This window comes from Salisaeta longa DSM 21114, from assembly GCF_000419585.1.
Classification (GTDB): Bacteria; Bacteroidota; Rhodothermia; order Rhodothermales; family Salinibacteraceae; genus Salisaeta; species Salisaeta longa.
This window is the reverse complement of the sequence record NZ_ATTH01000001.1, coordinates 2,251,988-2,267,459: the sequence shown is the minus strand read 5'-3', so window position 1 is coordinate 2,267,459 and position 15,472 is coordinate 2,251,988. Positions and strand designations below refer to the sequence as shown.

Sequence of the window (15,472 nt, the reverse complement as noted above, 5' to 3'; positions counted from 1 at the left end):
CATTGCGAAAGAAACGAAAGCCTCCTACATACGGAAGTTCTATTTCAAGGAGCCGGGCTTCGTCCAAACAGCTGCGTGTAGGTGTCCGATGGCCTAGCGTGTTACGATCTTGCGTATGAACCCGTACCCGATGATGGGGGCAGCAGCCACCCGCCGGGCGGGGGTATTCAGTGGAAGGAGCACGGAAAGGGAAGGCACACGGGTCAGGCCCGCCCGTGGGCTGCACCTCCAGCCTCGTAAGAGCGAATGTCGACAGCGCGCTGAACGGGCAGAACGTAGATCTTTCCGTCGCCTCGCTGCCCAGTCTGCGCTGTTTGGGCGATAGTATCGACGAGTTCCGCTTCCCGGTCGTCCGGGCAAATGACTTCCAGCTTCACTGTGTGTTTGTAAGGAGAAACCTGGGGGCCATAGGTTTCTTTGCCCGCCGCATCGGCCTCTAGCCCAAAGCCATGTACCTTGCTCAGGCTAGCTCCGGGCACTCCCATTTGGCGAAGTCGCTCCATAACCTCGTCTTGTACAATAGGGCGAAAGTAAGCAACAATCATTTGCATGGCGTAAGAATGTTGGTGATACGTTTAGCAGTTTAAGAGCGCGTTTCGACGCTGCGCAGGCGACCAGCCTATCTATGGTTTTACTTGTACGGTGGACTGTTCGGAGCGGGCCTTGGGCTCAAACCAGCCGTAGAGGGTGGGGAGAAGCAGAAGGGTTGACGGCACCAGCGTAAAGATGCCTCCAACCACAACCGCCGCCAGCGGACGCTGAACGTTGGCCCCAATGCCCGTAGCCACCAGCAACGGTGCCAATCCGAGCAACGAGGTAAGCGTTGTCATTAGAATGGGGCGTAGGCGCAGCCTGGCTCCGTTTCGTACGGCCTCCGTGAGCGAGTGTCCTCGTTCGCGCAGATCATCGATAAAACTGACCATCACCACACCGTTCTGTACAGCAATGCCTAACACGGCGATAAACCCGACCGATGCCGGCACGCTCATGTAAAGGCCCATTCCCCAGAGGAGGAGCGTACCGCCGACCAGTGAAACGGGGATATTCAGGAATACGAGGAGGGCCTGGCTTACGGAGTTAAAGGTCATATAGAGAAGCACAAACACGATGATCAGCGTGATCGGCAAGATAAGCATGAGACGCTTACGCGACCGCTGCTGGTTTTCGAACTGACCGCCCCAGTCCACCGTGTAGCCGGCGGGCAGATCCACGTTCTGCCGAAAGGCCTTCTTTGCTTCCTCTACAAAGCTTCCGGCATCACGCCCACTCAAGTTGACGCCTACCGTGACCTTGCGCTTGCCCTGTTCTCGGGTCACTTCTGCCGGGGCTTCGGTAAGCTGAATCGTTGCGACGTCTTGGAGACGAATGCGGCCCCCTTCCTCGGTTGTTAATGGCAGGTTGCGGATGGATGCAACGGAGCTACGCGATGCCTTGTTGAATTTGCCAACTAGCGCAAAGCGGCGGTCTCCGTCGCTGATTGTGCTCAGCTGATCGCCCCCAATTGCGGCGTCGATGGCATTTTGAACGGTGCTTACCTGTAGGCCGTACCGTGCCGCCAGATCGCGTTGGAGGGTGACCTCCACATAGCCAAAACCAGCAATTTGCGAGGGTAGCACGTCTGCAGCCCCCTCAATGTCGGACACGACCGCAGTGGCCTCCGATTGTAGGCGCTTGAGTTCTTTGAGGTCTTCCCCGAATATCTTGAGAGCAATCTCGCTTTTGGTTCCGCTCACCATTTCGTCAAGACGGAGAGCAATGGGCTGAGTAAAGGCAAATTTAGCCCCAGGAATCTGATGTACCCGGTCCCGCATCGCATTCACGAGGGCTTCTTTGGAGTCGTACGTCCACTCTGCGCGAGGCTTAAGGCCCACGAACATGTCGGTCAGGTTCTGGCCCATCGGGTCGAACGCCACGGCGGGGCGGCCGGTCTTGCTTACGACCGTAGTCACCTCTGGAAACTCCATGAGGGCACGTTCGACCTTGGTCTGGATCTCGGTCGATGTTTCAAGCGATGCATCCGGCTCGAGTGCCACCTGGATGGCTACAGATCCTTCCTCAAGGTCTGGTGCAAACTCCGTCCCCAGCGATGTAAAGAGCCATCCCCCCAGGAGCACTATGACGATTGCAGCCCCCAGTGTCATCCTGCGGTAGCGCAATGCAACATCGAGCACCGGTTGATACACCGATTGCAAAGCTTGCATAAACCGATATGACAGTCCGGTTTTTGATGGCGTATCATCACCGGGTGCGTCGCCGTCCGACGATTGTCCTACGGCGGCAAGCAAATACGAACTCAAGGCGGGGGCCATGGTGAGGGCCAGGAAGAGCGACGCAAGGAGGGCAAAAGAGACGGTAAACGCCATAGGCCTAAACATGCGCCCCTCCATGTTTTGCAAGGTGAACAGCGGCAGGAAGACCGCGATTACAACCCCTACCGAGAACGCGATGGGGCGGGCAACCTCGCGCCCGGCGCGTACCACAATCAGGCCAATCGACTCGTTTGGGTTCTGCTCGCGGAGGCGGTAGATGTTTTCCACCATCACAATGGCCCCGTCCACGAACATCCCGAGGCCAATGGCGAGGCCGCCTAAGCTCATCAGGTTGGCCTTAAACCCCAGGTAGTTCATGAGGATAAACGTGATAAGCGCCGTCATGGGGAGTACGAGGCTCACAATGAGCGCCGAACGCCAGTCGCCTAAAAAGCCGATGAGAACAATGAGGACAAGCAGGCCCCCAATGAGCAGACTCGATGTTACCGTCGAAATGGCAGCGCTCGTCAGCTGGTTGCGGTTGTAGTAGACTTCAAGGCCCACCCCTGGGGGCATCGCCTGCTTCTTCAACGTTTCCAACTTGGCCTCCACATTGCGGACAACCTGTTGGGCGTTGGCGCCGCGGCGCATCATGACGATGCCTGTTACCGTTTCGCCTTTGCCGTTGGCCGTGGCAGCGCCGTAGCGCACCGCGTGGCCCACCTTTACGTCTCCCACATCACTGATCAAGATGGGGGTGCCGTTCCGGCTCGTTACAACGGTGTTTTTGATGTCCGCAATGATACTGTCGTCTCCGGCTCCTAATCGCCCAACGCCGCGCACCACATATTGCTGACTGTTGCGCGTGATGTAACTCCCGCCGGCGTTTCGATTGCTTTTTCGTAGGGCTTCGTAGACGTCGTCAAGCGTGAGATCGTAGTTAATGAGTTGATCCGGGTCGAACCGCACGTGGTACTGCTTGACGAATCCGCCGAGAGCGTTGGCTTCCACCACTCCGCTTACGGTGCGCAGTTCGGGAGCCAAAATCCAGTCCTGGATGGTGCGCAGTTCCATCGGCGAGTACGAGTACGCATCGCCTGGTTTGTCTGTAAGCGTGTACTGGTAGACCTGCCCGAGCGCTGTTGACAGCGGGCCTAAACTCGCCTCGGCCTTTTCTGGCAGCTTGCTCTTTACTTGCGAAAGGCGCTGGAAGACGAGCCGACGGACGAAGTAGGGATCCATGTCTTCCTCAAAGACGAGCGTGACCACGCTAAGCCCAAACTGACTCAGGGAGCGGTTGTCTATCACGCCCTTCAGGTTGGTCATGCTCGTTTCGATAGGGTAGGACACAAGCTGCTCCACCTCTACAGGAGACATCCCCGGCACGCGCGTGAGAATCTGCACCTGGTTATTGGTGAGCTCTGGGTAAGCATCAAGAGGTACCTCCTGCCAGCTGTAGATGCCCCACCCGGCCAATACAGCCGTGAGGAGCAGGACGAGCACGCGGTTTTTAATAACGGATGCAATGAGACGGTCAAACATGAATACAGGGCGCGTTTCAAGAGAAGATGGTAAAGGAGCGGGCATTAGGCATGACAGGCACGATCGTCTGCCGAGGCGTTAGGGCCTATCCGCGCTGATTGAGGGCGCTTGCAATTTGGTAAGCGCCCTTCGTTACAACCTCAGTGCCCACTTTGAGCGAAGGTACGGCAACGTCGCCTGCCGTCTCTGCTTGTGCGTCTACGTAAACGCGCCGAAACTGCCGGGCACCCTCGCGGACAAGCAGGTAGGCGCCCGAATCATCGGTCAGTAGCACGTCGGAAGGGAGCGACGCTTGCACGGCAGACGTTTGGTGGACCTTCATGGCGGCGTACATGCCCGGACGAAGCGTCCCGTCGGAATTGTCAAGTACGACGTGGGCAGTAGCAGCTCGGCTCTTGTCATCCACCTGCGGCGTGATTCGGTCGATCGTGCCTTCATAAACGCGATCGGTCATCGGTGTGGTGATGGCGACCGATTGGCCCACCCGTACCTCGTCGAGGGATTGTTCGAAGATGCGAGCCACCACCCGAATAGGCTGCAGGCTGGCGATGTGATAGAGCTTGCTGCCCGCGTTCACCGGAGCGCCGAGCACGACCATGCGGTTAAGTACGGTGCCGGCAATCGGAGCTTCTAACGGCAAGGTGAACAGGTCTTTCTTTCCTGAAGCTACTTGCTTGATGCGGCCGGCCGATAGCCCAATGGAGCGGAGGTGTTGCCGGGCGGCTTCCCAGTTGCGCTTGGCCGCTCGCACATTCTTTTCAACAGCTAGGCCCCGTTCCTTGAGGCGCTGCTGGCGGTCCAGCGCATCGCGGGCCGCGCGCAGGTCCGCGACCATCTGGCTGAGTTCGGGAGCAGTGATCTCGGCGAGCACCTCGCCCTTCTCGACGCGCGTGCCTACCGAGGCGCGGAGCTGCTCCACGCGACCGCTTACCAGCGCGGTGGCATATGCCTCCTGATTTGCCGATGGACGTACCTTTGCCGGAAACTCAAGGGTAGTAATAACAGGCTTCAGGGCAACCCTAACAGTTTGTGGGTCTATTTCGTCGAGCTCAGCCCTCGACAACGTAATGGTGTTTGCAGGTGCGGCAGCGGTGTCGGCTGCCGTAGAGGGCGCAGCCGATTGGTCTGAAGTTCCGCAACCCGCAAGCAGGAGAACGAGAAATACAAGGGAAAACAGTCGAACGGAAGACATACAGTGCGGAAAGAAAGTCATTCGTGAAGGTGCGGTGGGTACGTGTTACGGAAGTCGGGCAGAGCGAAGCGGGGAGAGCGCCCCCTCCACGACAATCGGTGCATCGTGCGGCCCAACGCCAATGGCCGTCTCCAGGTCGTAGAGGGCGCGGAAGTACTCGGCCCTTAGGCGAACTTGCAGCAGTTCCGTTCGACGGGCCGAGGCGATGGTGTCCAGCAGTTCGAACAGGGTGATCTCGCCCTGCTCGTAGACGAACAGCGCATCTTGGAGGGAGGTCGTCACCTGGAGATCTGACGTCTGCAGAAGAGTTTGTGCGCTTTTGAGGCGGCGCAGAGCGTCGTGTACGCTTCCCGCTACACTGCGCTGGAAGGCGTCGAGCTGGGCCTGGGCCTGGTTGCGACGCCCGCGTTGTGCCTCCACCGCCGTGCGACCGCCGTTCCACAACGGCAGTGTCATGGTTATTCCAGCGGTAAAGCCGAGGCTGCTGCCACCGGGCGTGGCAAGCCGTTTGGGGCCTGCCGAAAGGCCCAACCCCGGATATTGCTGGTAGCGCGTGGCCCTGAGGGTCTGTCGCGCATACTCAACGCGGGCTTGCTGGGCCTTCAGTAGCGGGCGCCGGCTCGTGGCTGCTGCTACGGCGGCTGGCGCGTTTACGGTGATTGCTCGAAAAGAAAGGGAGTCTGGAATCACGTATGCTCCGATCTGCGAGGGCCCGTCGAGGCCTTGCGTCTGTTGGCCCATAAGCATGTATGTCAGCTGCATCTGAGCTGCTTGGCGCTTGCGCTGAGCGGCTGCAAGGTCGCTTTCATAGGTGGCCCGAGCACTCATGAGCCGACTGTAGCGAATGGCGCTCAGGTCGCCCTCCTCATACCGTGCGGTAGCAGCACGGGCCGCGCGGCGGACGGCCTCTGTGTAACGCTTCAAAATTCGCAGACGGGCGCTTGCAACCACAACGTTCAGGTATCGGCGGCGAAGCGAGTTGTACAGCGCGGTGCGCGTTTCCTGGAGCGCTGCCTTCGCTGCTCGACTTGCTGCTTCTGCCGCCTGGCGCCGGGCGCGCTGCTCGCCCGGATACCTCAAGGGCTGGCTGAGTTGCAGAAACCACTCATTGTCGGCGCCGTCGGCGTTGGTATACGGCGTGTATTCTTCGGACAGTCCAAGCGTTGGGTTGGGGAAGAGGGATTGGGCCTGTGCCCCCATGCTCAGGGCTTGTGTGCGAGCGCGGGCCGCACGGAGCTGCGGGTTGTTCTTCAGGAGCAGCGCCGTGGCTTCTTTGAAGAAAAGCGTGTCGGAAACCGAGCGCGGATGTGCCGAGACGTCGTAGTTGCCGGAGGCTGCCAAAAGCCCCAGGGCACTCACCAAAATGCCCATAAGGAGCTTTCTCTGCCAGAACGATTGAATCATTGCGCCATGGTGATTGATATGAAGTTCGCCGGAGGGTCACCCTCTCCGACTGTCCGCTCTGACTGGAGATCTTATAGCGCAATGAGAACCGGATTAGCGATCAATTAGGATGGCGGCGGGTCTCCCAAGCTGGTGCCTTGATCCCTGACCAAATAGCGCGACACGGCGGCGCCTCTGTTGTCGCATATTGGGCTCAGTCCCCGAGTAAGGCAGCGCCGCTTCAGAACAGATGCAGCACACTGCTCATGCAAGCGCAGACGCTCCGTTTTGGTACGGGCCTGTGCTTGGCCTCCGCACGCAACTGACGTTGTGGGATATGCCGCGCCCTGTAGGCTGGATCGTGCCCGACATCCAAGCGCTGCCCACCGGCGGGAATCGCTACAACCGGCGGGTGCTGGATGCGTGGCCCGCGCCGCCGCCCACCGTGTGGACGTGGCCCACAGCCCATGCGCCGCCGTCCCTTCCGGCGGTGCCGCCCGGCGCGGTGGTGATTGTCGACAGCTTGCTGTTGCGGCATCGTGAGGCGCTGCAGGCGCTCCGTGCCGCCCATCCCGATGCGCATCTTGTGTTGCTGGCCCACTACCTCGCGTGCGTCGACCCGACGGCCGCAGATGATCCGGGCGAGCACGGGGCGCTGGCGTTGTTTGACGCCGTAGTGGCCCCCAGCGCGTATGTGTGCCGGGCGCTGCATGCGGTGCCAACGGCCCCCGCACGTTGTCATGTGGTGCCGCCCGGCCTCGACGCCCGCTTTCGTACCGACGCGTCTGCCCCTGCCCCGCCGCAGCGCCCGGTACAACTGCTTACCGTAGCGAACTGGGTGCCAGGCAAACAAGTGCCACAACTGGTAGCGGTACTCAGCGCGCTCCCGGCGGAGGATTGGCAGTGGACGCTGGTGGGCGACGATGCGCTGGACCCCGACGCGGGCCGCGCGGTGCGGGCTGCCATCGAGGCCACGCCGGTCGCTGACCGCTTCGACATCCGGGGCGCCGTGCCGTCGCCTGAGATGCCGGCGCTGTACCAAGCGGCCGACGTATTCGTGTTGCCCTCGCGCTTCGAGACGTGCAGCATGGCCACGCGCGAGGCCCTCGCCGGCGGCTGTGCGGTGGTGGCCTACCGGGTGGGCGGCCTCCCCGACAATCTGGGAGCGGCCCCGGCGGGCGCGCTGGTACCGGCCGGCGACACGGAAGCGCTCCGGAAGGCGCTGCAACGCCTCATTGTGGATGGCGCCGCGCGCGAAGCGGCGCAGGCAGCGGCGCAGCAAGCGGCTGCATCATTTCCTACATGGGACGAAGCAGCAATGCGCCTATGGAAAGCTACGCAAGATGCTTTCGATTAGTTGTTGGATGCCAGTTTGTGCAATAAAACATTTATAGCATTGCGATGAGGTGTAGATAAGAGTCATTCTTGCTTGCATAATTTACACTTTTGTGCATTTCTTGCAACATCACAATACAAAACACCACCTGTCTCGCCCCATGACCTACAGAAACGCTGTACTATGGGCTGTCTTGGTTTTTGTCGTTGGCTTTGCCACGCACCCTGCTTTGGCACAAACATCTGACGATCAGTTGCTTCTACTGGTTGATGACGATCACGACTCGATGGATCGAATGCTTAGCCGGTCCGGCATGAACCTTTCAGGGTATCGGATTTTTCGTTTGGATACGGACAAGAGTAAGACGTTTACGCGCCGGTTCTATGCGGGCAATCGCTACTACATTTACGTCCGAGGCTCATCCGAAATCAGCGACATTGACGTTGAAGTCGAATGCGGATTCGATGTTGTTGCGGAAGACGATGATTATGATGACTCCGCACTTGTGTCGTTCAGCGTGAGCGATTCGCAGGATTGCGGTGTGGAGACGTCGTTTTCGTCATCAGACAGCGGCGAGCACTTTGTCTCGCAGCACATCTACTACGAGCGCGACTGAGGCACGTAGCCGATGGTTCAGCGGACCAGCAGGGCGCGGCTGATGCCGTTGGGCTGAATCGCGGGCCGCGGGGTGCGCGACGTGTCGGCCAGCATGTGCACGAGGATGCTGTAGAGCGCTTCTTGCCGGACGCGCGCCAGCGGCTGTCCCGGCGGTCGCAGCAGCCCCGACGTAAACCCCAGGTGCGAGGTGAAGCCGCGGAGCAGCGCCGGGTTGCGACTCAGGACGTGCAGCGGGACGTCGGCGGTGGTGCTGGGCAGTACCGGCGGCTGGTGATCGCCCATCAGCAGCACCAGGCTGTTGGGCGGCACCGCCGTGCGCAAAAAGTCGCGCACCACGCGCAGGTCGTGTGCGATGTGGCGCAGGTAGCGCTGCGTGACCGGGGCATCGTAGATGCGTGGGCTCGTCACCGAATCGGGCAGCATCGCCGTCTCGAGGCGCGCGCGGGCATCGAGCCATGATCTGGGCTGCGGATGGGCAGCCGCCGCATTGAAGGTGCGCCAGTCGGGCAGGTACGGGGGCAATCCGTAATTCCAGAGGGCATGCGAGTCGACGCCCTCAAAAAAGAGGAAGAGCGGCGCCCGGCTGCTGTCGGCTACGGCGTGCGCGTAGTGGAGGCTGTACTGATCGGGCACGCCGCCCCAGCCGTACAGGGGCGCACGATAGTTTAGCGCATTTTGGTAGAGCAGTCGGTCGAAGCCGTAGGTGTTGGGCGCCGGCAGGCCGGGCCGCGCGCGGGTGGCCGCCTGCACGGCCATCGTCTGGTAGCCGCGCCGGTTCAGGAAATCCACCAGATGCGGGTAGCCGGCGGCATGCTGCTCGAATCGTTTAAACAGCAACTGATGGCCGACGCGCGCGCCGGTGAGGGTGGAGGCAATAGCCAGCCACGAGCGGCCGCCGCGTACCGGCGCCACGGCATGCCCCGAGGCCATGTGCCAGCCATCGGCGGCCAACGAATCGGTCATGCGGCGCATCATGCGGCGGTAGGGCGCGCGCAGCGCCGGGTGCGAGTTCAGCACCGCGCCGTACGACTCCACCATGAGGAGGTAGATGTTGGGCCGTTCGCGCAGCGGCACCGAGCGGTATCCAAAATAGGTGGAGTCTACCGGTGCCTGCTCCAATTCATCCAGCAGCTGGTGTAGCCGCAGCGACGCCTGGACGTTTTCCACAATTTTGCCGGAAAGCGTGCGCACGCGGGTGCGCTCGTTTCCGGTTTGGTAGGTGAGGTTCTCGGCCCCCCAGGCCTGCCACGGCGCCACGACGAACACGAGCGGCCACACCACCAGGTGTCCGACGGCCAGGATGCGCCGTGACGCGCGATGTCGTCCGGCCCGCGCCATGGCGCGGAACGTCCACGGCATCACGCCGCCAAGCAGCACCGCGAGGCCCGCGAGGGTACCCACCAGCAGCGCAGCACGCGACCACGACAGCAAGCTTTGCAGCAGGTAGGCCGTCGACACGACGTACTGCGCGTCCTCGTAAAAGATGGCGCTACGTTGCGTGGCAAGGTAGATGCCCGCATCGTAGAGCGCGTACAGAAAAAGCGCCCCGTACAGCACGGCGGCCGTGCGCCGCACCCCCGTTGCATACGCGCGGTCCGCGCTCCACAGCACCGCCGAGCCTAGCACCACCGCCTCCACGCTCATCGGGAAAAAGGGACTGAGGGGCTGCCCAGCGGCCCACGCAGGCACAAACAGCAGCACGTTGAGCGCAGCAAAGCCGATCCAGCAGATCAGCACCTCGGAGCGCGAAGGGGAGGCGGTAGGCATCAGGCGGTACGAAAGCGAAAAATCCACCAGAACGATCGGGCAAACGAGAGCCCCAGAGCAGCGAGCGCGAGCAGGGCTACGGGAACTGCCAGGGCCTGGGGGGCCACAAACGGCAGGAGCAGGCCCAGCACGGCGGCCACAAAGACGTAGCGGGCCGCCGACGAGCGCTGTTCCGTGGGGGCTTCGGGCTGTAGCCAAAAAAGGGCCAGCACAAACACGTAACGGAGCAGCCCCGCCGCCACAACGCCCGCGGGCAGCACCTGCGCACGGGCAGCCAGCAGGCACAGCATAAGCAGAAAGAAGGCGTCCGTTTCTTTATCCAGGAAGGCCCCAAAGGTGGAGGCTTCGCCCTGGCGACGTGCGAGCCACCCGTCGAGGCCGTCCGTGCACAAGATGACAAGGCCTATAGCCGCGATGCCGGTGGGGGGCACGAGCGGCAACACGGCCACGGCCGCAGCGCGGGCGGCGGTAACGGCATTGGCCCAGCCCCAGCGGCCGCTGGGCGTCCAATCCTCGCGGGCCACGCCGCCCAGGCCGGCCAGCAACCCGATGCCCACAAGAGCAACCGGCGCCATTGACGCCGACGACAGCGTGAGGCCCGTAGCCACGAGCAGCCCCAGTGCGTTGACGAGTGACCAACGCTCGATGGGCGAGGCCGATAAAAAGCGCCGCACGGCAAGGGCCATGACACAACAGAGCACAGAAAAACAAGAGACAAAATGCCTTACGATAGAATCCTCAGAAGTATCCAAGGCACAGCGCACGTCACGACGTTGTCGCATGAGGGAGCATCTCTCGCCGCTTTTCGTAGAGAACACGTGAAGGCGGTGTGCCAGCCGCCCCGATGCTGTGCATTATGCGGTAGGGATCATGTCTGTGCTTCTTGCTTTGCTCCTTTTGGGCTTCGGGCCTACGGGGGATACCGCCCCGACGGCCGCGCGCGACTCGCTCACCGTTGCCGCTGCCGATGCGTATCTGCAGCGCCTCACGCCGCCCCTGCAAACCCAAGAGCGCCTGCAGGCGGCCGCGACGTACCGGCGTCTGCTTGGCGCCGTAAAACCTAACGCAGGCACGCGGCAGCGAGCGATCTTTCAGCGGCGCGTGGCCCAGCTCGTCCCCCTGCTGTCCGACGCGTTCAAGCAGCAGATTCTCGTTAACCCGGGTGCCGATGCCGAAGCGTGGCGGTTTCGCCCGGCGGCGGGCTCTACCCTTGTGCGGTGGTGGCGCAGCCAAGACGTGCTGCCGGGGACGGCGGTCAACGAGCGGCTGGAGGAGCACGTGATGCGCCTTGTGCATGCACAGCACGCCTACGCTTGCCCCGAGGCCCCCGCCGGGTGGGACGTGCGTGGCGACATGTACGTGCAGTACGGCCCCCCGTCGCGCACCGAAACCGTCACGTACGACAGTGGCGACTTTTTCCTGGACGTGTTTCGGTTTGGCGTACCGGTGAGCGCATCCGATTTCCCCGAGAACGTGTTCTGGGCGTACGACCATATCCACGAAGCGGGCTACTACCTGTTCATTCGCCGCCCGGGCGACTGCTACCGGCTGGGGACGCCCCGCGAACTGTTGCCCCCCACCCTCCGCTACGGGCGCGGCAACTCGGAGCGCAGCTACAACATTGCGTATTCCAGCTTGGCCGCCATGGAGTACATCTACCGGCAACTGGCCCTTATGCATATCGACTACGGCGCGCGCTACGACAACGTGGCCAACTACATGGACTGGCAGGAGATGCAGGCAGTGAAGGCCCGTGCCGATGCGGCCTTCGAGGCACGCACCGGCCAGTCGTTTGGCAATGGAAGCACGCAGTCGGTGGAGGTGGGCAGCGGCATCAACCAGACGCGCATCATCTCGTGGGATCCTATGATGGGCATTCCGCCCCCCAACCAGCAGGTGACGCGCATCGTGCAGCAGGGGCGCCGCGCGGAGGTGCAGGCGGCGCGTCGGCGGCGGGCGGCGATGCCGGCGCAGTACACGGCCCTGCTCGACGATGTGCCGCGCTTGCCTGCGGCGGTGCAAACCACGCGCTTCCTAACGCCCGATGGCCGCACGCGCTTGGCCATTGATTGGGGCGTGCGCAGTGCCGATCTGCGGGGTGATTCTGCGCGGGCGGCGTTGCTGTACCTTCGCCTCAATCAGTACAACCGGGCGTATCGCGTCACCCATCGCGCCCGGCAGGTGCGTCCGGTGCCGGCCACGGCCCAGCGCGCCTCCTCCGATGCAGCGGTGGTTGCGTCGCTACAGGTGCCAGCCACGCGGGCCATGCAGCATCTGCGCGTGCACTGGGCGCAGTACGACAACATCGCGGCGCGCACGCTGGGCCCGCGGCGCGCACAAGGCACCGTGCTCCGCGACTCGCTCGCGGCGCTTCCGCCGGGGCCGGGCCTGCGCATGAGCGATCTGCAAGTGATGACGCTCCCCGACACCGCGGCGCGCACCCTGACGCGCGCGACGCCGTATCCGTTTCCAACCCTCACCCCCAGCACGCCGCTCGTGCTGCATTTTGAGGTGTACGGACTCGCGCAAGATGCCACCGGACGCACGCGTTACCGCGTGGCCTACACCGTAAACGAGCGCACCGAGGGCGGCTGGCGCTCCCTGTGGCGCGACGACGTGCAAACGACGACCACCGAAGCCACCTACACCGGCACGTCTGCGCGCAGCAGCGAGTACCTGCTGCTCGACCTGGCCACGGAAGCCCTCAAAAAGCCGCGGGCGCTGGCCATTACCGTCACCGTGGAGGATACGCGCACGCAGGCCACCGCCACACGCACCATCCGGCGTACGCTGCAACCCGAGTAAAGAAGGGGCGCGCACGCAGCAAAACCGCAACATTTCTCTGCATTCGCCGTACATCCTGCTCCATACCGCTTCGATGTATTCCCCGAACAATCTGGGCTTAACCGGTCCCTCCACTTTTGCACACCCCTACGAAGGAGACGCTGGAGACAGCGATTTTAGTTGGCGTCGCAACGCCCGATGTGTCGCGCTGGGACGTCCGTGATAACCTGAACGAGCTGGAGCAACTCGCGCGCACCGCCGGGGCGTCGGTGGTTGAGCGCATGACGCAGTCCATGACGAGCCCCGATCCGGCGACGTTTATCGGGTCGGGCAAGGTGCGGCAGCTCCAGCGGATGGCCAACCGGCATGGCGCCGACCTGATCATCTTCGACGACGACCTTGCGCCGGTGCAGGTGCGCAACATCGAGAAGCAGGTCAACTGCAAGTTGCTCGACCGCTCCGGGCTCATCCTTGACATCTTTGCGAGCCGCGCCAAAACGCGGGCAGCCAAAACACAGGTCGAGCTCGCACAGCTTCATTACCTGCGGTCGCGCCTCACCCGCCGCTGGACCCACCTTTCCCGCCAAAAGGGCGGTATTGGTACAAAGGGCCCGGGCGAGCAGCAGATTGAGACCGACCGCCGCCTCATCGACACGCGCATTGCCAAGCTCCGCGAGCAGCTGGAGCAGATCGACCGGCAGCGTACCACGCAGCGGAAGGGGCGCGATGCGTTTACCACGGTGTCGCTGGTCGGCTACACCAACGCCGGGAAGTCGACCCTCATGAACGCGATGGCCGACGACACCACCGTGCTTGCCGAGGACCAGCTGTTTGCGACGCTGGACACCACCACGCGCTCCATTACGCTGGACGACAACAAGGAGGTGCTGCTGTCCGACACGGTGGGCTTTATCCGCAAGCTCCCGCACCGCCTCATCGAAAGCTTTAAGAGCACGCTGGATGAAGTGCGCACGGCCGATGTGCTGATGCACGTGGTAGACGTTACGCACCCGCGCTTTCGCGACCACATGCAGGTGGTGCACACAACGTTGCAAGAGCTGGAGTCGGGCGACAAGCCCACGCTCATCGTGTTCAACAAAGTAGACGCGTTGGAGGACCAGGCCCTGCTGCGCGCGCTGCGGTCGGAGTATCCGGACGCGGCCTTCGTTTCGGCGCTGCGTGGCATTGGGCTGGAGCAACTCAAGACGCAGCTGCTGGCGCTCATTGAGCGCGACTACGTGGCGTGCGTGGCGTACGTGCCGGTTACGAAGCCCAAGGCCATCGCCTACCTGCACGACGTGGCCGACGTCTCGGCGGAAGAATACCTGTACGCCAACGGTTCCTCCGATGCCCCGCAAGCAGTGGCGCGCATCGCATTTCGAGCCGATGCGGCGCATCTGCCGCGCGTGCGCCGGATGATTGGGGCCCAAGGGGTTGTGCGTCCGGCCGACGAAGATGCCGACGCGCCCTACGCCACCACACCGGCGTCTGTGGCAACGTCGTAACGCATCGCGGCGTAACTTTCACACATCCTCCACCGTTTGTATATTGGATGTTGGGTGAAAGGCTCAACCTTGAGCAACGAGGCCGATGTAGGGTATGGCGCACAAGTTCCTGTAGCGTACGATGCGGCATGACCCTTGCACGGTTCCTTCACACAGCCTACTGCGCTATTTCTTGCAGGCTCTGCCTGCGCTCACGATCCTTCGGTGACGGTTATGAGGGTACGCGACGCTATTCATACGGAAACGCTGCCGCTGGCGGTTGACGACACGGTCGAAGACGCCCTGGGGCGTCTGTTGGAGCACCACGTGCATCACCTGCCGGTGGTAGACGATGAGGACGTTTTGGTGGGTGTCATTTCGGAAGATCAGCTCATGAAGGCTGCCGGCCCCGACGCGCCGGTGGAGGGTTTGCTGCTGGCGCGCCCGGTGAGCGTCCCCCCCGACGCCCACATCTTCGACGCGGCGCGCACGATGGTGGAGCACACCCTAAGCACCGTGCCCGTCACCGACGAGGCCGGGCACTACCTGGGGCTGCTGCGCCGGCACGACATCTTCGATCAGTTTGCGCGCATGCTCGCGGCTGAGGAGTCGGGGGCGATTTTGGCGCTGGAGGTGGACCCGCGCGACTACACCCTGGCCAAGCTGATCCACGTAATCGAACAAAACGGCGCCAAGGTGTGCGCCGTGGCCTCCGAGGCGCAGGCCACAAGCACCGATAAGATTCGCATCACGCTCAAGCTCAACACGCGCGACACGTCGCGGGTGCGCCACGTGCTGGAGCATCATGGGTACCACGTGGTGGCCTCGTTTGGCGAAGAAGACAGCGAGCTGGTGAGCCGGGTGGACGAGTTTATGCACTACCTGGAGGTGTAGGGCGCCGCGTGGGTGGGCCGTGCGGTCGGGCCATGTGGAGATGATGGTAAGCGCAGCCCCTGCGCGAAACGCCGGCCGTCTCGTACGGTACAGCCTTCTCGCGAGCCGTGCGCGATGCAGCCACGGTTAAAGAAGAATCTGCACCTATACCATAGGAGGCTTACCTCCAGGACCGGCCGGCAGGCCTCACGTGTTGCGGCGCGGAGTTGCGCCCTTGTCGCCG

At 62.5% G+C, this 15,472-nt stretch carries 11 protein-coding genes; 5 read left to right on the top strand and 6 right to left on the bottom strand.

Going from position 1 to position 15,472, the window contains the following annotated elements; genetic code table 11:
* Nucleotides 1–203 precede the first annotated feature (203 nt).
* The 4 genes from SALLO_RS0109385 to SALLO_RS16380 form a co-directional block, all read right to left on the bottom strand.
* On the bottom strand, nucleotides 204–551 hold the full coding sequence (locus tag SALLO_RS0109385; protein ID WP_022836052.1) for a P-II family nitrogen regulator: 348 nt from the start codon (nucleotides 549–551) through the stop codon (nucleotides 204–206).
* Between the two features lie 72 nt (nucleotides 552–623).
* Nucleotides 624–3,791, bottom strand: a complete 3,168-nt coding sequence (locus SALLO_RS0109380) for an efflux RND transporter permease subunit (protein WP_022836051.1) — start codon at nucleotides 3,789–3,791, stop codon at nucleotides 624–626.
* An 85-nt stretch (nucleotides 3,792–3,876) separates the two neighbouring features.
* Complete coding sequence (locus SALLO_RS0109375; RefSeq protein WP_028567096.1) at nucleotides 3,877–4,983, bottom strand: efflux RND transporter periplasmic adaptor subunit; 1,107 nt, start codon at nucleotides 4,981–4,983, stop codon at nucleotides 3,877–3,879.
* Nucleotides 4,984–5,028: 45 nt separating this feature from the next.
* Nucleotides 5,029–6,387, bottom strand: coding sequence for a TolC family protein (locus SALLO_RS16380; RefSeq protein ID WP_022836049.1), 1,359 nt, complete (start codon nucleotides 6,385–6,387; stop codon nucleotides 5,029–5,031).
* Nucleotides 6,388–6,703: 316 nt separating this feature from the next.
* Here SALLO_RS16380 and SALLO_RS0109365 point away from each other — a divergent pair, with 316 nt between their 5' ends.
* Together SALLO_RS0109365 and SALLO_RS16375 are read left to right on the top strand one after the other, a co-directional pair.
* Nucleotides 6,704–7,723, top strand: coding sequence for a glycosyltransferase family 4 protein (locus tag SALLO_RS0109365; RefSeq protein ID WP_040605748.1), 1,020 nt, complete (start codon nucleotides 6,704–6,706; stop codon nucleotides 7,721–7,723).
* 139 nt (nucleotides 7,724–7,862) lie between these two features.
* Nucleotides 7,863–8,318, top strand: coding sequence for a hypothetical protein (locus tag SALLO_RS16375; RefSeq protein WP_157621370.1), 456 nt, complete (start codon nucleotides 7,863–7,865; stop codon nucleotides 8,316–8,318).
* A gap of 17 nt (nucleotides 8,319–8,335) precedes the next feature.
* Here the strand turns inward: SALLO_RS16375 and SALLO_RS0109355 are convergent, their stop codons facing one another.
* A complete protein-coding gene (locus tag SALLO_RS0109355) occupies nucleotides 8,336–10,087 on the bottom strand; it encodes a sulfatase-like hydrolase/transferase (RefSeq protein ID WP_040605746.1) in 1,752 nt (583 codons plus the stop codon).
* On the bottom strand, nucleotides 10,087–10,773 hold the full coding sequence (locus SALLO_RS16370; RefSeq protein WP_022836045.1) for a CDP-alcohol phosphatidyltransferase family protein: 687 nt from the start codon (nucleotides 10,771–10,773) through the stop codon (nucleotides 10,087–10,089). The genes SALLO_RS0109355 and SALLO_RS16370 overlap by 1 nt, the downstream gene beginning before the upstream one ends.
* A gap of 184 nt (nucleotides 10,774–10,957) precedes the next feature.
* Here SALLO_RS16370 and SALLO_RS16365 point away from each other — a divergent pair, with 184 nt between their 5' ends.
* The 3 genes from SALLO_RS16365 (at nucleotide 10,958) to SALLO_RS0109335 (ending at nucleotide 15,249) form a co-directional block, all read left to right on the top strand.
* Nucleotides 10,958–12,892 carry a GWxTD domain-containing protein gene (locus SALLO_RS16365; RefSeq protein WP_022836044.1) on the top strand — a complete coding sequence of 645 codons (1,935 nt, stop codon included), beginning with the start codon at nucleotides 10,958–10,960 and terminating at the stop codon, nucleotides 12,890–12,892.
* A gap of 116 nt (nucleotides 12,893–13,008) precedes the next feature.
* Nucleotides 13,009–14,376 (top strand): GTPase HflX, encoded by a 1,368-nt coding sequence (gene hflX, locus SALLO_RS16360; protein WP_051141352.1) that lies wholly within the window; start codon nucleotides 13,009–13,011, stop codon nucleotides 14,374–14,376.
* A 213-nt stretch (nucleotides 14,377–14,589) separates the two neighbouring features.
* On the top strand, nucleotides 14,590–15,249 hold the full coding sequence (locus SALLO_RS0109335; RefSeq protein WP_022836042.1) for a CBS domain-containing protein: 660 nt from the start codon (nucleotides 14,590–14,592) through the stop codon (nucleotides 15,247–15,249).
* Nucleotides 15,250–15,472 lie beyond the last annotated feature (223 nt).